At 64.6% G+C, this 19,503-nt stretch carries 14 protein-coding genes; 8 read left to right on the top strand and 6 right to left on the bottom strand.

Annotated elements, in window-relative coordinates; all coding sequences use genetic code 11:
• Positions 1 to 77 precede the first annotated feature (77 nt).
• Positions 78 to 1,700 (bottom strand): amidohydrolase family protein, encoded by a 1,623-nt coding sequence (locus ETX26_RS06710; protein ID WP_225425523.1) that lies wholly within the window; start codon positions 1,698 to 1,700, stop codon positions 78 to 80.
• Between the two features lie 144 nt (positions 1,701 to 1,844).
• On the opposite strand from ETX26_RS06710, the gene ETX26_RS06715 reads away from it, so the two are divergent.
• The 3 genes from ETX26_RS06715 to ETX26_RS06725 are packed head-to-tail and all read left to right on the top strand — an operon-like array spanning position 1,845 to position 4,628.
• Complete coding sequence (locus ETX26_RS06715; protein ID WP_165271711.1) at positions 1,845 to 2,831, top strand: right-handed parallel beta-helix repeat-containing protein; 987 nt, start codon at positions 1,845 to 1,847, stop codon at positions 2,829 to 2,831.
• Positions 2,828 to 3,178 (top strand): hypothetical protein, encoded by a 351-nt coding sequence (locus ETX26_RS06720; RefSeq protein ID WP_129523848.1) that lies wholly within the window; start codon positions 2,828 to 2,830, stop codon positions 3,176 to 3,178. The genes ETX26_RS06715 and ETX26_RS06720 overlap by 4 nt, the downstream gene beginning before the upstream one ends.
• Positions 3,179 to 3,236: 58 nt before the next feature.
• Positions 3,237 to 4,628, top strand: a complete 1,392-nt coding sequence (locus ETX26_RS06725; protein WP_129523849.1) for a P1 family peptidase — start codon at positions 3,237 to 3,239, stop codon at positions 4,626 to 4,628.
• Positions 4,629 to 4,643: 15 nt separating this feature from the next.
• On the opposite strand, the gene ETX26_RS06730 is transcribed toward ETX26_RS06725, so the two are convergent.
• On the bottom strand, positions 4,644 to 5,117 hold the full coding sequence (locus tag ETX26_RS06730; protein WP_225425524.1) for a GNAT family N-acetyltransferase: 474 nt from the start codon (positions 5,115 to 5,117) through the stop codon (positions 4,644 to 4,646).
• A gap of 210 nt (positions 5,118 to 5,327) precedes the next feature.
• Between ETX26_RS06730 and ETX26_RS06735 the strand changes: the two genes are divergently transcribed.
• Complete coding sequence (locus ETX26_RS06735; RefSeq protein WP_129523851.1) at positions 5,328 to 7,454, top strand: TonB-dependent receptor; 2,127 nt, start codon at positions 5,328 to 5,330, stop codon at positions 7,452 to 7,454.
• Between the two features lie 209 nt (positions 7,455 to 7,663).
• On the opposite strand, the gene ETX26_RS06740 is transcribed toward ETX26_RS06735, so the two are convergent.
• Positions 7,664 to 9,079 carry a peptide MFS transporter gene (locus tag ETX26_RS06740; RefSeq protein ID WP_225425525.1) on the bottom strand — a complete coding sequence of 472 codons (1,416 nt, stop codon included), beginning with the start codon at positions 9,077 to 9,079 and terminating at the stop codon, positions 7,664 to 7,666.
• A gap of 34 nt (positions 9,080 to 9,113) precedes the next feature.
• Positions 9,114 to 12,359, bottom strand: coding sequence for an amidohydrolase family protein (locus ETX26_RS06745; protein WP_129523852.1), 3,246 nt, complete (start codon positions 12,357 to 12,359; stop codon positions 9,114 to 9,116).
• A gap of 204 nt (positions 12,360 to 12,563) precedes the next feature.
• Between ETX26_RS06745 and ETX26_RS06750 the strand changes: the two genes are divergently transcribed.
• Positions 12,564 to 13,652, top strand: a complete 1,089-nt coding sequence (locus tag ETX26_RS06750; RefSeq protein ID WP_129523853.1) for a PepSY-associated TM helix domain-containing protein — start codon at positions 12,564 to 12,566, stop codon at positions 13,650 to 13,652.
• Here the strand turns inward: ETX26_RS06750 and ETX26_RS06755 are convergent.
• Positions 13,618 to 14,823, bottom strand: coding sequence for a carbohydrate porin (locus tag ETX26_RS06755; RefSeq protein ID WP_129523854.1), 1,206 nt, complete (start codon positions 14,821 to 14,823; stop codon positions 13,618 to 13,620). The genes ETX26_RS06750 and ETX26_RS06755 overlap by 35 nt on opposite strands.
• 160 nt (positions 14,824 to 14,983) lie before the next feature.
• Between ETX26_RS06755 and ETX26_RS06760 the strand changes: the two genes are divergently transcribed.
• Positions 14,984 to 15,970 (top strand): LysR substrate-binding domain-containing protein, encoded by a 987-nt coding sequence (locus ETX26_RS06760; RefSeq protein ID WP_129523855.1) that lies wholly within the window; start codon positions 14,984 to 14,986, stop codon positions 15,968 to 15,970.
• A 4-nt stretch (positions 15,971 to 15,974) separates the two neighbouring features.
• Here ETX26_RS06760 and ETX26_RS06765 read toward each other — a convergent pair whose 3' ends face one another.
• Positions 15,975 to 17,138, bottom strand: coding sequence for a serine hydrolase domain-containing protein (locus ETX26_RS06765; protein ID WP_225425526.1), 1,164 nt, complete (start codon positions 17,136 to 17,138; stop codon positions 15,975 to 15,977).
• A 222-nt stretch (positions 17,139 to 17,360) separates the two neighbouring features.
• On the opposite strand from ETX26_RS06765, the gene ETX26_RS06770 reads away from it, so the two are divergent.
• Both ETX26_RS06770 and ETX26_RS06775 read left to right on the top strand, forming a co-directional pair.
• Positions 17,361 to 18,008, top strand: a complete 648-nt coding sequence (locus ETX26_RS06770; protein ID WP_129523857.1) for an FMN-binding negative transcriptional regulator — start codon at positions 17,361 to 17,363, stop codon at positions 18,006 to 18,008.
• Positions 18,009 to 18,111: 103 nt separating this feature from the next.
• On the top strand, positions 18,112 to 19,485 hold the full coding sequence (locus ETX26_RS06775) for an aspartate aminotransferase family protein (RefSeq protein WP_129523858.1): 1,374 nt from the start codon (positions 18,112 to 18,114) through the stop codon (positions 19,483 to 19,485).
• Positions 19,486 to 19,503: the final 18 nt, after the last annotated feature.

Raw genomic sequence — 19,503 nt, forward strand, 5'->3', positions numbered from 1 at the left:
CAAAGAGCGACCGACGGAGCGGGCCGGGAGCAGTTGCTCCTTCCCGAATCTACGGGCAGGGATAGGTGCAGTTCGAATTATCCGCTCCGAACATACCCGTAACGGCGGTTCGTCGGCCGCGCGCCAGCGGCCAGGTACTCCCGCTTGGCGGCTGCGAACCGATCGGTATTCAGTTCGCCGAGGCCGGCTTGATCCACGCCGTAGAGGCGGGCGTTGTTGCCGCCGAAGATGGCGCTCTTCACAGGGCCATCCGCCGGCCCAAGCGGTGCAAAGCCGTGCGCCCTCCGCATGTCGTCGGGTATCTCCAGGCGCCGTAACCCCTCGATCTGCCACTGCGGGGAACCGGTCCACACGGCGTCTGTCCCCCAACAGACGTGATCGACGCCCAACCCCCTGATGAGCTGGCCCATGATGGCAGCGCAGATGCGCGGCTGTGCGATCAGAGTCTGTGCGAAGATCTGGCCGAGATCGGCATAGACGTTCGTGACGCCGTGCTTCTCCGGAATTTCGGCGAGGTCCGTGACCCAGTCGATGCGGCCGGTCCGCTCGAACTCGGCCAGCGCCCACTCCGGATCGTCGAGCCGATAACCTGCATGATAGATGATGAAGTTGAGCTGAGGCCAATCCTTCGCCGCCTGAGCGACATCGTCGACTCTCGCATAAGGTGCCAGGATCGGGAAGCGCTCGTCCATCGCCCGCCCCCACAGGCCTTTGTGCACGCAAATATTGCGAATGCCGGCAGCCTGCGCTTTCTCGTAACCGCGATAAGTCTCCCGGCTGTCCATTCGCCAGGGATGGCGGGAAAGGCCCTTGTGAGTGTTGTCTCCCACCGTGTAGCCTTTCAGGGAGTCCGGCTTCAGCTCCAGCGCGGCATCCAGATCGTCGAGCCAGCCGGGCTTTTCGGGCGTCATGATCGCATGCGTCATCATCCGGCTGGAGCCGGCACTTTCATTCACTCGCTCGCGCGCCTGCGCCATCTGTCGATTGGTCAGGAACCAGTCCTCGGGAATTTCCGACGGAGCGGAGGAGATGAGCGCGATCTTCGTGTCGCTATCGAGGAAAACTTCCTTGAAGTAATTCTGGAACTTCAGGTCCTCGATCGTCTGCTCACCCTCCTTGAGCTGCGGATTCCAGCCCTGCGCCGCCACCGACTCGCGCATGCTGACGAAGTGCGTCAGCTGTGTGTCGTCACGCAGGAAATGCGTGTGCATGTCCATGATGAACTGGTTGGCGAGCGTCTCGGCGCGCTCGCTCGCGGCCTCGGGTGTCGCCGCCTCGGCGGGAGTGACCGCAAACAGTGGTCCGAAAGTCTGGTTCAGCGCGACAAATCCGGCAGCCATGCCGGCGGAGGTTTGGAAAAATCTGCGCCGGGTCATCCCGAGCTTGGGTGCGATGCTATCGGCGAGCGCGTAAAGGCGCTGCTCTGCAGCGCGTTGTTTCACAGTCTGTGCGATGGGGAGGTATTCCTCGCTTGCGACCATCCGCAAGGGGAGCGGCGTACGTGGCTCGCACTCTTCGGAAGCCTTCAGCCCCTCGCGGTCTTGTTCAGAGAAGAATTTCATCGCGTACTCTCCGCCTTCGTCCCGTCGCCCATGATGCGGAGAATGCCACGCCGGGCAAGACGGGCCAATAGCCGCGGAACCGACCCCCACGACCGACGCGGACGGCGGGAAGCAGGTGCATCGCATCCGCTTTGCCATGCGCGCCGCGCTTCATGGAGGTGCGGCAGAAGCACCACTTGCAGCGTATTTGTCCTCTCGCGCGGCGCGTATTCACCTGTTCGATTGGCGGCGCTTGGTTCGGACGGAGAGAAAACAAGAATGAGCAGAGCTCGGTGCCAAACGATGCACACCCTCCCCTTTCTCCTCGCCGGCGGCCTGATCGTCGGCACGCCCGCTTCCGCCGAGACGATCCGGGTCTGTCCCGAGGGATCGCAAATGCAGAGTTGCGATTTCACGGGGAACGACGCCGTCCAGGAAGCGGTCGATCGCGCCGTGGATGGCGACGTGATCCGGCTTGCTGCGGGCCGTTACATCCCCTCCTCGTATCGCGATGTGCCGTTCGAGGACATTGTGGCGCGCGGCTACGTCGTGATACGCGGCAAACGTCTGGCGATCGAAGGGAGCGACGGTACGGTTCTCGACGGGAGGGAGGGCACTCCGACGATCGCCTTCGTTCTCGAGGACGCCGACGTCAGCTTCCGCAACCTCGAGATCAGCGACTTCCGCTGGGGCGAAGAGGAAGACGACATCTACGACGGGCACGGCATCTTCGCGATCGACAGCCGCGTGCGGGCCTCGGACATCGTCATGCGGGGGATCGTCAAGATGGCGCTCACCGGGCGCGGGCGGACGCTCATTGACGGATCCGCGCTCCGGCTCGTCGACGGCCATCTGGGGATCTGGCTCGAGGAAGCGGCGCACGCCCATGTGCGCGACAGCGTCATCACCGGCGGGGATTCGGCGGGTATCGCGACTTACGACGACAGCACGCTCCATCTGTTCAATTCCGTCGTGGCGAACAACACCGACGACGGCGTGTACGCTGCGGACCACTCTACGATCCTGGTCACTCATTCGGTCATCGCCGGCAACGCGCCCTACGGGATCAACGCGGAGGCGAAGGGCCGCGTGACGGTGCGAGAGAGCGCGATGCATGCCAACGCCGCGCCTGCGAACTCCGCGCTTGCGCCAGGTCAGCTCGTGATCGGCGAGGACGTTGTGCAGACCGACCCGATGCTGGATGCGCAGTGGCTCCCCAAGCCAGGATCGCCGCTGCTCGGCCGAGACGGATCGGGGCGGCCGATCGGCCTCACGGGGGAACGGCCGTGATTCGCGCGTGCACTTGGCTCGGTCTGCTGGGCCTGCTGCTGGGGACACCGGCCCATGCGGAGCAATACTGGACCAGCACACGCATCGTCCAGATCGGCGCCGTTGCTGAGGATCTCGATTATCCGCACTACAGCGATGCGATCTACATCGGTATCGCGGATCGCGAGTGGCTTCCGGAAACTTGCCGCAAGATGCCGGGCTTGCTCGCGCGGGCCAGCGATACGGCGCTCCTCCTGCTGGCCAAGGCGGCGTTCCAACATGGCCGCCCGGTTGTCATCAAGGCGGATGACCAGGGCAAGATCGGCGAATACTGCCGGTTCTTCCAGATCACCGACGAGGCCCCGTGATGGCCGAGCTCCGCAGGGTCTCGCCCGCAAAGACAGAGAGAAAAGAAAGAGATACGTGATGACCTTCCGGACACCGGCACTGGCTTTGGGACTTCTCGCTGCCGCAACGGCGGCTTCCGGGATCGCGCAGGATCAAAGCACGCAAGGCGTTCAGGACCAGCTGGTCATGACGCTCAACGACGGGGTCGACGATCCCGATGCGCTGACATTCGACTGGCCGATGCTCTCCATCGGTACCGGGCAATACGAAGCCGGTCCCACCGGTGTCACGGTCATCCGTTTCGGCCGCAAGGTGCACGGCGCGGTGGACGTGCGCGGCGGCGGACCGGGGACCGTCAACGCACCCTATCTTGATCTCGGCTATGTCCAGCCCGAACTCGATGCAGTCGTCCTCGCCGGCGGGTCCTGGTACGGGCTCGAGGCGGTCACCGCCGTCAACACCGCGATGAAGGATGACGGGTATCGCGGCGGCCACTGGAACAATGTCGGTCTCGCCGTCGGCTCCATCATCTACGATTTCGGCGGGCGCCGGCTGAACGAGATCTATCCAGACAAGCGCCTGGCACAGGCCGCCTACCGCGCAGCCCAACCGGGGATCTTTCCGGTGGGCCCTTACGGCGCGGGGCGATCGGCGATGACTGGCGGCCTGTTCGGGTGCAATGCCAGGTCCGGCCAGGGCGCCGCGTTCCGCCAGATCGGCGACGTCAAGATCGTCGTCTTCACCGTCGTCAATGCGCTGGGCGTTGTCACGGACCGCGACGGCAAAGTGGTAGCATGCCACGCCGGCTCCGGCTGGCCGGAGGATCTGGCCGCGCACGAGCTTCTGAACGCCTCCCCAGCAAGTCTCGGGCTGGATTGGAACGGCGAGCGTGCCGCCGAGCCCGAACGCAAGAACACGACTATCAGTCTGGTCGTCACCAACCGATCGATGTCGAGCGCGGAACTCAAACGCCTCGCCGTTCAGGTACACACCTCGATGGCGCGCGGCATTCAGCCGTTCGCAACCGAGCTCGACGGAGACGTACTCTACGCGGTCTCGACGGGAGAAGTGGAGGCAGGGCCCGGCGACGGCCTCGTCACCGCCGAGATCGGCGCCGTCGCATCGGAGCTCATGTGGGATGCCATTCTGAGCAGTGTCCCTGAACAACCCTCCGCCCCGCCCCCGGTACAATCCGGGGGTGATGCATCCGATCTGCAGGACTTCGTCCGCACCTACCGTTTCAGCCCCCTCGCATCCCTGGAAGTGACGGCCGAAGGTGGCCGTCTCTTCGGCCGGGCGACGGGGGAGCGCGACGTCTTCGCCATCCGCAAGGGCGAGCCGGTTGAACTCCAGCCATCGGGACCAAACCAGTTCGTCATCCCGGGCCGCTACCCCTTCAGCGTTCGCTTCGAAGGGGACGAGATCGTCGTCAATCCCGGACGCTGGCAGCAGGTCGGCACGCGTCACTAACGGTGGTTGGCCGGCTCAGATCGCACGTTCCATGTAGTGCGCTGAGCCTCCGTAGCTCGCCAGCGAGCGCTCCACGTCTGCGTCGCGAACGACGGCAAACCCCTGCGTCCGCCAGAATTCCTTGGAGTCTCCCACCGCCACCAGCGAGAGTGTCGCAAATCCCCCCGTCTTCGCCGTCGTGAATGCCGCGGTCACCGCCTCGATGGCGAGACCTCTTCCTCGGGCCTGCGGCATGAGGGCGAGATCATGAATATAGTAGGTATCCGGAAACCCAGGCAACTTACCCAGCAAAGTGTCGAGCGCGGGTGGCACCTTCCGCGTCCAGGGGTGAGAAACCAGGTACCCCCGCGTCGTATCGCCATCCAGGAGCATGCGGCACCCCTCGGGAAACAGCGCCAGCCGCTCTGCGAATACGTGCTCCCCTTCCGGGTAGTCCAGATGTACGCACGCGGCGATCTGGACCACCGCGGGAAGGTCGGCCGGCATCATGTTTCGCCATCGTGCCTGTTGAGGTTCTTGGACCATGTCTTCCCGTCGTTGATTCCGAAGATTATTGCGGCCGTCCGATTAGCCTTAGACGACCAGATCGTCGCCTATGTGGTGCGGACTGAGCACCGCCCTATGCTATTTTAGCATCTGCAACGCTCTCCTCCCTGTCATATCGTCGCAAAAATCACGCAAACGCGAGTGGGGGAAGTCATGAGAGGAAAATACGGGTTCATCTGCACGGCGTCGGTTCTGGCCCTCGCGCAAGCAGCTCCCGCGTTCGCCCAGTCGGAGGATCATCCGGACACGTTGAACGAGATCATCGTCACCGCGCAGAAACGCGAGCAAACTCTGATCGAGGTGCCGATGGCCATCTCGGTGGTCGGAGGTGAGGAACTCAGCAAGCGCGGAATCGAGGACGTTCAGGATCTGTCGTTCGCCGTCCCCGGCCTCACGATGCGCGAGGATGGCCCCGGCAGCTACACGATCTTCCTGCGCGGTCTGGCCAACCAGTCGGGATCGGGTGCGCTCGTCACCCAGTATCTCGACGAAGCGCCGCTGTCTCTGAGCGGGTACGACCAGCTCAGCCCCATTCCCCTCGATCTCGAGCGCGTGGAAGTCCTGAAGGGGCCGCAGGGCACCCTCTACGGACAAGGCTCGGCCGGCGGTACCATCCGCTACATCACCAACGACCCCGATCCGACGCAAGTCCTGGGCCGCGCCGAGGGTAAGGTCTATACCGTTGCGCACGGCGAGATGGGCGGCGGAATAACGGGCGTGATCAATCTACCGCTGGTCCGCGACGAACTCGCGCTTCGCGTCGCTGGCAAATACGAATCCGGCGGCGGCTGGATCGACCAACCGGAAGCCGGCATCCGAGACGGCAACGGCACCGAACTCATCAACCTTCGGGCCAAGCTCCGCTGGTCGCCCAGCGCCGCGTTCGAAGCGACCGGCATGGTGCAGATCCACCGCGCCGATACCGCCCTGGGTCTCGGCTTCGAGGAGCCCGATCGCACCGTGGATATCGGGCCCGACCGCAGCAAGGTGATGATCCCGAAGGAATTCGACTTCACCCTCTACAACCTCGAGCTGCGCTACGACCTGGGCTTCGCGGAGCTCGTCAGCGCGACGACGTATGTGGAGCACGACCACCAGTACCCGTTCACCTACATCCCGCGACCGGGCAACTACTCCTACGGCATCGTGGAAGGGAACGACGACCGCTGGATCGACGCGGACCAGTTCAGCCAGGAACTGCGGCTCTCGTCCGGCGAGGGCCCTTTCCAGTGGACCTTGGGCGCCTTCTACACCAAGGGCGACCGGACCATGCGTGCCGACTACGAGTACGCCTATGCAGCCGACGGCGATCTCTATTCAGGCGGCGGCGTGCTCATCGATGATCTCTATTATCTCGACGCCTCGAGCTCCGAGACGATCTCGGTCTTCGCCGATGCCGGCTACGACATTACCGACCGGCTGACGATCGGCGCCGGCATCCGCTACTTCCGGGACGAGCAGACGAGCCTCATCACTTACGTGCCCGACACCGGCACCACGCTCGAGGCCACGTTCGACTCGATCGATCCGCGGGTCTATCTGAGCTACCGCTACGCGGACCAGGCGAACTTCTACGCCAGCTTCGCCAAGGGGTTCCGTAGCGGCGGCTTCAACTCCGAGCCGTTCGATCCCTACGATCCGGAAAAGATCTACACTTACGAAATCGGCACCAAGGGTGCGGCTCTCGATGGGCGGCTCCAGTTCGAGCTGGCCGCATTCTACACCGAATACAAGGACATGATCCGGCGGCGTCTGACCGAGGTGAACGGTGCGTTCCTCGGTGAATCGAGCAATATCGGCAAAGTCGAGGTCAAGGGCCTCGAACTGGGCTTGGCGGCGCGGCCGGTCACCGGCCTCACGCTGTCCGCGACGGGCGCCTATATCGACAGCGAGATCGTCGAGACGGATGCGGCCGACCAGGTCAATATCCCAGGCGACCCGACCGACTACACGCCCGAGATTAGCTTCACGTTGGGCGCCAACTACGACTTTGAATGGACCGCTTCGGTCCCCGGTTTCGTGCGCATCGACTACAACTATCGCGACGCCGTGACCTACATCGACCGGTCGAGCTTCCTGCCCAGCGCGCTGCCCCAGCGGTCCGACAGCATCGGCCTGCTCAACGCTCGCTTCGGAGGGACGGTGCACGGGTTCGACGTGGAGCTGTTCGCAGAGAACATCACCAACGAGAACAAGGCAATCGACCCATACCAAGGATGGGCCAACTCCAACCGCACCCGCCCACGCGTGATCGGGATCGAGGTCGGCTACTCCTTCTGATCCCTCCGCCTAACTCCCATCATGGGCCGGAACCTCAAGGTTCCGGCCCCTTTTTGTCCGCAGATCCGGTCGGCGGCAGAATGCCTGGAGAAGGTGGGACGCTCGGCTCCCGATGCGTCCAAGGCCGCTACATACTTCCCCGGTCATCTCTAGCGCACAAGATAAGCCCCGCACACGGCGGGGCTACGCTTCTATCTCCGGGGATCAGCTCAGCCTGGCGCGCGGGGATTGAGCTTCATCGCCTGCAGCAGCCGCGTCCTGAAGGCGAAGAGCAGCAGCGCCCCGGCCCCGACGACGGCGGCATGGATCAGCCAGAAAGCCGATGGCGAGACCGTCTCGTAGAACCTGCCGAGCCAGCCGCTGGCGATCCCGCCGGCGAAGATCGCGAGGTAGTAGGATCCGACCATCATCGCGTTCACAGCGGGCGGCGCCGCCCGCGAGGTCAGCGCGAGAGCGATCGGTCCGACATAGAGGAACGACCAGGCACAAATGAAGTGGAAGACCACCGGCCACACGAGCGACACCGTGCTCCCACCGGAAAGCAACTCGCCGACGGACAGCCACATCATGGCAGCTGCGAACACGAGGCATCCGATTGCGATTTTTGGCAGATCGCCGGGCTCCGCCGAGCGCCGGGCCTGTACGCGCCAGAACCACAGCACGGCCGGCGCGAAGATCAGCACGGCCAGCGAATCCAGCGACTGGAACCAGGTGACGGGCACCGTCAGCCCCAGAATTTCGCGATCGACCCGGGCGCGGATCCAGAGGGGATAGGTGTTCCACACTTGGCTCTGCGCCGTCCAGAACAGCGCGGTGATGGCGAGCATCACGAGGATCGCGGCGATGATCCGCCAGTCGCCCGGCGCGAGCCGTGGCCGCTCGCCCGCGTTCGGCCCGATGTTCTCAGCCGGAAGCCATCGCGCGCCGCGCACGTAGATGACGATCCCGACCAGCATGCCGATGCCCGCCGCGCCGAAACCGTAATGCCAGCCGTAAAGCTCGCCCAGCGTGCCGCACACCAGCGGCGCGACGAACGCACCGATATTGATCGCGAGAACGTAGAGCGAGAAAGCGCTATCGCGCCGTGGATCGTCCTTTGAATAGAGGTTGCCCACCTGAGCGGCGAGATTCCCCTTCAGCAGGCCAGCGCCCAGTATCAGCAACGAGAGTGCGGGAAGGAAAAGGCTCTCGAACGCCATCAGGAAATGGCCGACCGCCATCAAGGCGCCGCCGAGCAAGACGGCGCGGCGCCGCCCGATCCAGCGGTCGCCCAGCAGTCCGCCGAGCACGGGCATGAAGTAGATCATCCCAACGTAGAGGCCGAACACCTGCGTCGCGAGCGCCTGGACGCTGAGCGGCCCGAACACGGCCTCCACGCCGATCCTGAAGCCTGCGAACCCGGCCACGCCGCCGATGTTCTCCGGCTGGAACAGGTACGTCGCCATGTAGAGGACGAGAAGCGCTTGCATTCCGTAGAACGAGAAGCGCTCCCATGCCTCGGTAAAGACGATGAAGGCGAGCCCGCGCGGATGCCCCAGAAACAGCTTGTCCGCCGATCCTGCGTTCCTTCCATCTTCGCTTGAATCCGCGATCGCCTGCGTGGTTACGCCGTCTGCTGCCTGCACCCTTGATCTCCCCTCGGCCCGGCGATGCCCATCGTCATTGATGCGCCCACGCCGGCTCCCAATCGATTCCGTTGAAGTCCCGCCCGCTTTCCCAGAAGAACGGCTCGCGCTCGCGCGGGTGGTTGCCGATCTCGTTCATGGTGACGGAGTCGTAGAGCCGGCCGTTCGCGAGCGTGTACCGCACGCTGTTGGAATTGCGGATGTCCTCGAGCGGATTGCGGTCGAGCACCAGCAGGTCGGCCAGCTTGCCCGGCGCTATAGTGCCGATCTGCCCGCCGAGGCCGAGCGTCCTGGCGCCGTTGATCGTGGCGGTGCGCAGAACCCGGTGGTTCGACATGCCCCCTTCGGCCAGCAGCCACATCTCCCAGTGCAGCGCGAGGCCGGTGACCTGGCCGTGGGAGCCCGCGTTGATCGCCACCCCGGCGTCGTCGAGTGCCTTCATCGCCCGGGCAGCGGCGCGGAAGCCGATGTCGTAGAGCTCGTCCGCGGCGTGAATGGTGGTCATGCCGCGAACGTGCGGCGGTGCGCCGTAAGGGGCGCCCAGCGGGCTGTAGCCGCTGGTCGTCAACTGGACGAAACGGCGCGCCTTCGGATCCTCCCACGCGCGGGTGTGCTGGTAGAGGTAGTTCTCCCCCATCAACTCACCGAACAGCACGATCAGCGTCGGCGTCTGCGCGACCTCCGACACCGCCATGAGCTGGACGACGTCGTCGTAGATGTTCTCCAGCGGCATGTTGTGCTGCAGGTTCGTGTGACCGTCGAGGATCATGGTGACGTTGTTGTAGAAGTGGCTCTCGCCCTCCACGTCGACCATGACCCCGGCCTCGCGGCCGGCGGCGAGGATCTGCTGGCGCTGCCGGCGCATCGGCTGGCGGTAGCTCTTGACGATAGCGCCGCCGAGCGCCTTCTTGCGCGCCATCAGCGCATCGGCATCGGCCTGGTGCTCGATCGGAATGTAGACCTTGTCGACCTTGCCGGTCCGTCCATAGGCCACCATTCCGGAATCGATCGCGCGCGGACCGGTCATCATGCCCGCCATCGTCATCTCGCGCGTGGCATAGGTCGCGAGTTCCGAAGTGTAGGGATCGTAGTTGGTCGTCACCCCGTACGCCAAATCGGCATACTGGGTCGGCTGCTTCTGCGGCGTGAGGCCTGATGAGCTATAGTAGCAATTATCGACATGGCCGTGCATGTCGACGAGGCCCGGCATCACGGTCTTGCCGCTGATATCGATCACCTTGGCGTCGGCCGGCACGTCGATCGCGGCGGCAGGCCCCACGGCCTGGATCCGGTTCCCGCGCACGACCACTGTGCCGCGCTCGATCACCTCGTCGCCGCGCATGGTGATGATGCGCCCGTTGACGAACGCCAGGGCACCGCTCGGCACGTCCGCTTCGGCCATTAGCTCGATCTCGGCGTGTACCACGGGCGAGGCATCTGAGACCGCGCTTCGATAGATGGTCGGGCCAAGAGCCCAGAGCACCGCGCTCGAATCCGGTGCCCAGGTCAGTTCGTAGCCCCCGAGGCGCCCGAGCGGCTTCGCCCCTTCCGGGGTAATCTCGACCGGTTCCGCCCCCCGCGCGAACGGCTTCAGGTAGTATTGCTGCTCGTGGCGGAAGGCGATCCACTCGAGATCGGGGCTGACCTTCAACTCGTTCACATCGGCGTGCAATGCGCGCGCATGGATGCGGCGGTCGCTTCCGTCGAGCCGCAGGCTCTCGATCTGAGAGACCAGATCGTGGCCGGCATAGCTTTCCGTCGTGAACCAGATTCGCGAACCGTCGGGTGAGAACGCCGTCTCTATGGCCGGCGGGCCGACATAGTGCGACGGGCCCCCGCTCACGTCCGTCCAGTAGATGCCCGGTCGCGCCCGGTGGCCGCCGAGGCAACGGTCGCCTTCCGCAATGATGTAGAGGACCCGCTTACCGTCAGGCGAGAATGCCGGAGCGCGCAGGATTCCCGCACTCTCCACGAGCGTGCGGACTTTTCCGGCGCCGTCCCGCACCTTGAGCGTGCCGCCCCGATCGTCCTTCCAATCGACGAAAGCGACCTGCATGCCATCGGGCGAATAGGCCGGATCGAATTCGGGCAGATCGCCCTCCGTAAGGCGAGAGGGTGCACCGCCGGCCGGCTGGCTCCAGATTCTGCCGAGCGCATTGAAGCTCAGGCGATCGCCACCGGGCGCCCAGGCAAGCTGGCGAATGATCCGGGCGCGGAACTCTTCGGGCGCGAGGTCCTGCGTCACCCGCGGGGGCGCCATGAGGCGATGAGTGGCCGTTGCGGTGAAGGGGATTTCTTCCGTGTCCCCGGTTTCGGTGTCGAGCCGGAGGATCTTGCCGCCCGCCCAGATCGCAATGTGCCGATTATCGGGAAACCAGTCGTACTGCGGATAATAGATTCCCTGCCCGAGAAAGTCCGCCTGGTCGTCACGGTCCAGACCGGCGAATACCGGCCACTGCTCGCGCGTCTCCAGATCGTAGAGGAAGAGCACGGTGTCGGTCTTGACGCGCCTCAGGAATGCGAGCTTGCGGCCGTCGGGCGAGATGACGGGCGTGGTCGCGCTTCCGAAGCCCTTCACCAGTTCCTCGACCGCACCGGTGCCAAGGTCGCGCCGCTTGACCGCGTAGTTGATGTGGTTGGCATCGACATAGACGACCGAGGCTGTCGGGGCGGAGACCTTCTCCGTGTAGTAAAGCCAGCGCCCGTCCCGCCCGAATGCCGGTTCGTGTACGTTCTCGCCGTTCGCCGGTGCGGCGACGAGCTGCGCATCCTCCCCCTTGGCCAGGTCGTAGAGACGAATTTCAGACGCGTGCAGCTTGTCCGCGCTGTCGAACATCCGCGCTGCGGCGATGCTCTTCCCGTCGATGCTCCAGGCCGGGCCGGTGACGGCGAGCGTCGTCTCGCGCGAGATCTGGCGGGCGTCCGATCCGTCGATCCGCGAAGTCCAGATGTTGTCCGCGCCGTCCTCGTCACTGAGAAACAGCAGCCGCCTGCCGTCAGGGCTGAAGCGGGGACTGCGCTGCATGGCGGGGCCGCCATGGACGAGCTGCGCCTCGCCGCTGCTCGCGGGCATGACGTAGATGTCGTTCAGGAGATCGAAGGCGATCGTCTTCCCGTCGGGGCTTACGTCGACGCTCATCCACGTGCCTTCGGAGACCGTGATGCTCACGTCCCGGTAGGGTGGGCTCGCGACCGGCGACGGCTCGGCGGCAATCGGCGCGCTGGAAGCACAGGGGGCAAGTGCCAGGGCGAGCACCAGCCCCAGCCAGGCAACTTTCATTCTTCCCCTCCCCACAAGCACCCCTTCAACCTTTTTCGTTCAGCAGTCTCGCAGGGAAATGCAACACAGGCCCACCGGCGCAGACAGGCGCGTTCGAAGCATCCCCTGTTGCCGTGAAGTCACCACCGCCACCCTCATTCGCATCTGGCGCGGTGCTGACCGAAGCTCACTTTGTCCCCGTCCGACCGGAGGGGATGAAGCACAATGATGGCAGCCCGCACAAGCGCACGGCGCGTGCACAAGTACCTGAGCCTCGCGGCGGCGGTTTTCTGGCTGCTCCAGGCCCTCAGCGGCGTTGCGATCTCGTTCCGGGCGGAGCTCGACGATTGGTGGCTGAGCGGCGTTCCTACCCAGACCAGCGTCGAAAGGTTGGGAGAGAGAATCGAGGCGGTCGAGCGCAACGGACTGGACGTCAGCGGCATGTGGGCGACCGGGGGCATCCCCGGCCAATACGATATCTACGCCGCAGCGCCGGGGGGCGACCGGACCATTCGCGTGAACGGCGGGGGCGATGTGCTCCGCGACCGGCCCGATCACGAGAAGTTTTCCGACGGTGCCGTGTTCGAAACGCTGACACTATTCCACAAGTCGCTCCTGCTCGGGAACACCGGCACGGTGCTGATCGGAATCAGCGGCTTGCTGCTTCTCAGCAACATCGTCCTCGGTCTCATAACGGCCTGGCCCGCCAGAAACTTCCGGCGTGCACTGACCACCCGGCCTCGGGGACCGAGGTCGGCTCGCATGGCGGGCTGGCACAGGCTGCTGGGCCTGTGGGTGGGCGTGCCCGCGGCGCTCATGGTCGCAGCGGGTATCCAGCTCGCTTTCCTGGATACGATCGAAGGCGCGGTCGATGGCGGCCTGGCCGATCCCGCGGCAGCCCCCGTCGGCCCGATTTCCGTCGGTCCCGGCGAGGCGATGACCCGGGCCCTCGCCCGCTACCCGGGAGGAGAACTCACGGCGCTGTCGATGCCCGCAGAGGACACGCCGTGGTACCGGATCAGGCTGCGCGCGGACGGCGAGATCCCCCGGCAGTTCGGAGCGACAACCGTATGGGTATCCGCCGTCGATGGAAGGATTCTCGGCGACCATGACGCACGGTCGAGCACCCCCGGACGCCGGCTGATCGAATGGCTCTATCCCATTCACACGGGTCAGATCGGCGCCGTCCCCGGCCGCTTGCTCAATCTCGCGGTCGGTTGCTGGCTCGTAACGATGATCTTCCTCGGCGTGCTGAGCTGGCAGCGGCGCGCCCGTCGCGTCAGCGAAAGCCGACGCTCAGGCGCAGGCCGATGACCAGCGCGTCGTCGAGAGCCGGGTCCCAGCCGGGATTGCGCACGTACTGAATGTCGGGCTGAACGGTCACTGCCGGCGTCAGCGCATGAACGTAGCTGAGTTCGAAGTTGGTCTCCGCCCGGCGGGCGCTGCCTCCACTAATCGCTGCGGCATCGATCGCCGGATCGCCGAGCCGCGCATGGGCAATGGCAAAGCCGATGCCCCGATCGTCGGTACCGTAGCGAACCCCGCCGCCCAGGTAGGTCGAGACCGGGAGAACCTTCTCGTTTGCGACGCCGACACGAACCCACGATTCGAGCTTTTCGCCGGTAGGAGTCGTTGCGAGCGTCGTCTCTATGGCAGCGTAAGCGCCGCGGCTGCGCCACTGATCATCGGCCGCGTCATCCGGGTGCAGGAGGTAGGAGGAGGCGGTGCTGTATGCCCAGAGGCCCGCGTAGGTTCGCACACTTTCGGACCGGTGCTCGGCCTCGGCGATCAGCAGCAAGCCGTCTTCGCCGGGGAATGGCACGACTGTCTTCTTCGGATTCGCCGGATCTCCGGCGACCGCATTGAAGGCCCCCACCCTCGCTCCCCAGCGTTCGGCTTCGAAGCCATAGACAACCGCGGTAGTTGTAGTCGGAAAAATGGAGGGCCCGTTCGCTCCCGACTGAGACAGCTCGGGGCCGATGCCGTGCGAGCTGTTGAGGAACATGCTCCCCACCTGCTGCATGTCGAATTCCCGATTGAGGTCGACGAGTCCCACCTTGATACGATGCCGCCCGGCGGCCGCGCCCAGTTCCAGCCAAGCCTCCGACGGTCGGATGCCCGGTACCGCCTCGATGTTGCTGACGACCTGGCCGTCTCCCACCACGCTTTCCGAGAACCCACTGCCCTCGGCGATCTGCAGTTCGACGAAGCCTGATACTTTCAGTGATCCACTACCCAGATCATTCACGCCGGCGCCGACGCTCGCCAGCCCAAGTACACGGCTGCCGCGCCGCTGTCCGCCCGATTGATTGGCCAAGGCGTCGATGGTGATACCGCCCTCGACAAACGTTTCAGGTTTCTCGGAAGCCGCCGCCGGCAAGGGAACGGCCATCCCCGTTGCGGTCAGCACTGGACCAAGCATCGCGTGCGCCGAGCGCGGAAATCGAAAGGGGCAATTGGTGGCCGTGTGTTGCGTGTTCATCATCGGGGCAACGGACCATCCGCGCGCGCGACCTGCCAGATGCCAAGGCAGAAAAGTGTGGTGCAGATGCCGCACCGCATGGATTTCGGCGGCGCCCCTTGACCGGTTAGTCGCGGCGTCGAATGATATGTAACTCACCTGTCGCAAACTTGATGGAACTGAATTGACGGACGACCAGCCTCAGCCCCCTTCGCGATCCGACAATCCGCCTTCGCGAAAGGCCCTGCCGCCTTTCGAAGCACTGCGGGCCTTTGACGCGGTTGCACGGCTAGGCGGCGTCAGGCGGGCGGCACAATGGCTGGACCGCGATCATGCCGTGATCAGCCGCCATCTTCGTGCGATCGAATCCTGGGCCGGCGTGCAACTGGTAGAGCGCACACCATACGGCATCGCGCTCACCGAACGGGGCCGTGACTATCACGGGCGGGTATCGGCCGCGATGGACATGCTGGCGCACGCCACTCTCGATCTGATGAGCGAGGGTCACCACCGGCGGCTTCACATCTGGAGCACCTCGGGCTTCGCTCTGCACTGGCTATCGAGCCGGCTGGAGCAGTTCGAGCGGCGCAATGACACCGCCGACATCGTCCTGCGCCCGACCGACCACAGCCCGGATTTTGCCGCGCACGAGGCGGATATCGACGTTCGCTTCCACGCGACCTATGAACCGGAACCGGAACTGCTGCCGTTGCTCAGGCGCCAGATTCTTGTGGAGGCGCCGATCATTGCGGTGGCGAGCCCCGGCTATCTTGGCAGCACCCAGACTCCGAATACACCGGAGGACCTTCTTCAGCACCGGCTACTTCACGAAGACAGCTTCCAGACCTGGGCCAAGTGGCTCGCTTCCTATGGCGTGGAAAACAGCTCCGGCCTCACCGGAGCGCGCCTGTGGGAAGGACATCTCACGCTCGACGCAGCGCGACATGGGCGAGGCATCGCCCTCGCCAATCCGGTAACGGCCGGAGCCGACCTTCAATCAGGATCCCTGATCGACATAGGCAAGGACAATCCGCAGTTCGCGCCGCGGCTCGGCCGCTACACACTCTACGCACGCCGCGATCGCTGGAACGATCCACTGCTCAGGCGCTTCAGGCAATGGGTCACCTCCGCCCTGGCAGCCGATTATCCGGCGCTGAAATCCGCCGCCTGATCGGTCAGCGCAGTGCTTCGACAGCCGAATTGAAGAAGTGGTTGTCGAGTATCGCTTCGGCGAACTTCGGTTTGGACCGCGAGCTGAGCACCGTCAGCACCACCCGTTCGGTGGGATTGACGTAGATATACTGCCCGAAGATTCCGCGAGCGCTGAACGCGCCGTCCGCGAACGATCCTTTCGCATCGGGGACCGGCCACCACATGTAGCCGTAGTTCAGGGGCTCCCCGCCTGCTTCGCGCGGTGCGGTGGATTCCTCGATCCACCCTGCGGGAAGCACCTGCTCGTCTCCGATCCGGCCGTCGTTCATGGCGAAGAGGCCGAGCCGTGCATAATCGCGCAGCGTAGCGCAGATGCCACTGCCGGCGACTTCGAGCCCACCCGGCGCTTCGAGCCACCATTCGGCATCGGCATCCATGCCGAGCCGCGACCAGAGCTTTTCCGAGAGATAGTCCGCCAGCCAGCGCCCCGTCGCCGCCTTAACCAGCGCCCCTACGACATGGGTTTCGCCGGTGCTGTAGTTCCAGCACGTGCCGGGCTCTGCGATGCGCGGGAGGCTCGCCATGTATTTCAGAATGGTGTCCGGCTGCTGTCCGACCTGCAGGGCAAGCATGTGGCGCCGGTGCGAGTTGGCGTCGGTATGGGTGTCGTCCCATTCGACGCCCGAGGTCATCTGCATCAGATGGCGGATCGAGACTCCGTCGTAACCGCTTCCCCGCAGCTCGGGCAGGTAATCGGTCAGCGGATCGTCGACACCGCCGATGAACCCGTCGCGGATGGCAACGCCCACCAGAAGCGTGCTTACGGACTTCGCCATCGACATGGACATCCAGCGTGCGTGCGCGTCGATCCCGAGTTCGTAGCGTTCGTGAACGATCTTCCCGTCCTTCAGCATCAGCAGCCCAACCAGTCGATTGCGCGAGACATAATCGTAGAGATCGAACTCCTGCTCGCCGGCTCTTATCGGGAAATCCTCGCTAGTATCGGGGCTCCGCGGCAAGTCCTGGATCGGACCGCCGCCGCGCGAGATGCGCCGGCAGGGAAAGACGCGGTGCGTGTTGCGGAACAGGTGCACCTGCTCATCAGGCATCAGCTTACCGGCATAAGCCTGCTCAATCGAAGGCAGGGGCTGCTCGCTTCCGTCGGCACTCGCGATTACTTCCCCCAACGCTTCACACTCCCCGGCTTTCATGATCCATACCGATCATGTCTATCGGAGCGCGGGGAGATGATCCGGTGCGAAAGCCATCCTCGGCCGGTGAGGCCGGGTCACCACTACCGGCGCCTTATCCTCGGTGCCCCTTCCGCACCGGTGCGCGCACATTCGGCATCTGTCTGCGCCCGCCGCGGCGGACATGATGAAGGTAATTGATCGGGAGGGACCTGAATTATGAACGATGAACGCCGCCTCTACGCACCTAGGGCCTACGCCGCGGACGATCCGCGACGGATCGTGCGCGAGCATCCGTTCGCGCTTCTGATCACGACTGGCGAAAAGGGCCCTTGGGCGACGTCCGTTCCGATCTATTTCGAAACCGACGATCCCGGGGAAATGCGGCTGATCGGCCATATGGCCCGCAACAATCCGCACGCGCGGGCACTGCAAGCCGGCGATACCGCTCTGGCGGTGTTTGCCGGACCGCACGCCTATATCTCCGCGAGTTGGTACCGCGAACGTCCGACAGTGCCGACCTGGAACTATGTCACCGCGCATGTCCGGGGAGCTCTCGATCCGATCGATGACGACGACACCCAGTTGCGGTTGCTCGATCGCGTGACCGAGATGGCCGAGCAGGGCCACAGTTCTCCTTGGACGATGGCGCAAGCGCCCGAAGGCCGCGTCGACGCGCTCTTGCCCCACATCCGGTCGTTCCGCATCGCGATCGACCGCATCGAAGGCGTCACCAAGTTGAGCCAAACCCATCCCGCCGGCGACCGCATGAGGGTAATCGATGCCCTCGAAGCCCGTGGCTGGTTCGGCGATCAGGCGATTGCGGCCCTCATGCGGGACAACGAGCGGGCAACCGAGGAGGACTGATCCGGCGGTGCGCCGCGCGCACCGGCACTGGCGATTTAATCATCTGATGCCTCCCACCCGAGCGGCATACCCCGAGCGGGAACCGAAGGAATGGGAGTTCGAGATGGATCAGATTACCACCACCACCGCCGAATGGCAGGCGCTGGACCGTGAGCATCATCTGCATCCGTTCACCGATCCAAAAGTGCTTGGCGAACAAGGCGTTCGCGTCTTCACCCAGGCCGACGGGTGCTACATCTGGGACAGCGACGGGAACAAGATTCTCGACACGATGGCCGGCCTGTGGTGCGTGAATGTCGGTTATGGCCGTCAGGAACTGGTCGATGCTGCATCGAAGCAGATGGCGACGCTGCCGTACTACAACACGTTCTTCTCGAGCTCGACGCCGACCCAGATCCGGCTCGCCCGCCGCCTTTCGGAACTGACGCCGGCAGGGCTCGACTACTTCTTCTTCGCCAACTCGGGTTCCGAGGCCAACGACACGATCATCAGGCTCGTGCGCCACTTCTGGGAAGTTCAGGGACAACCGAGCAAGAACGTCTTTATCGGCCGCACTCTCGGCTATCACGGCAGCACACTCGCCGCGACGAGCCTGGGCGGCATGGCGCCGATGCACGCGATGGGCCAGTCGCTCCTGCCCGGCTTCGAACACATCATCGAACCGCACTGGTACCGGCATGGTCAGGGCAAGACGCCCGAGGAATTCGGCCTCGAAGCAGCGCGCGCGCTCGAGACCAAAATTCTGGAGCTCGGCGCCGAGAACGTCGCGGCCTTCGTCGGGGAGCCCCTCCAGGGCGCAGGCGGCGTCATCGATCCGCCCTCCACCTACTGGCCCGAGATCCAGCGCATCTGCAAAAAATACGACGTCCTGCTGGTGGCGGACGAGGTGATCTGCGGGTTCGGCCGCACGGGCAACTGGTTCGGATCGGACACGTACGGGATCGAACCCGACCTGATGCCGATGGCGAAGGGTCTTTCCTCCGGATATCTCCCGATTGCCGCGGTCGCCATGAACAAGCGCGTGAGTGACGCCATCAACGGCGGTGGCGTCATTTCGCACGGCTATACGTACTCGGGGCATCCGGTGTCCTGCGCGGTCGCACTTGCCAACATCGACATCATCGAGCGCGAAGGCCTGATCGATAAGGTGCGCGAGGAGACGGCTCCCTACTTCCGGGACTCCCTGCAGCAACTGGCTGACTCACACCCGATCGTCGGAGAGCTGCGCGGCGTCAGCCTGATCGCCGGTCTCCAACTGGTGCGCGACAAGGCCAGCCGCGAGTTCTTCGCACCCACCGAGCAGCCGGCGATCGAATGCCGGGAGCACTGCATCGGAGAGAACCTCATCCTCCGCGCCGTGGGCCACACGATGGTCGCCTGCCCGCCGCTCACGATCGGACGCTCCGAAATCGACGAGATGATCGAGAAGACCAAGATCGGCCTCGACAAGACCGCGGCCGCCCACGGACTTTTGTAACGCGGAGCCGGCCGATGA

Origin of the sequence: Pelagerythrobacter rhizovicinus (assembly GCF_004135625.1) — a bacterium.
In the GTDB taxonomy this organism is placed as follows: Bacteria; Pseudomonadota; Alphaproteobacteria; order Sphingomonadales; family Sphingomonadaceae; genus Pelagerythrobacter; species Pelagerythrobacter rhizovicinus.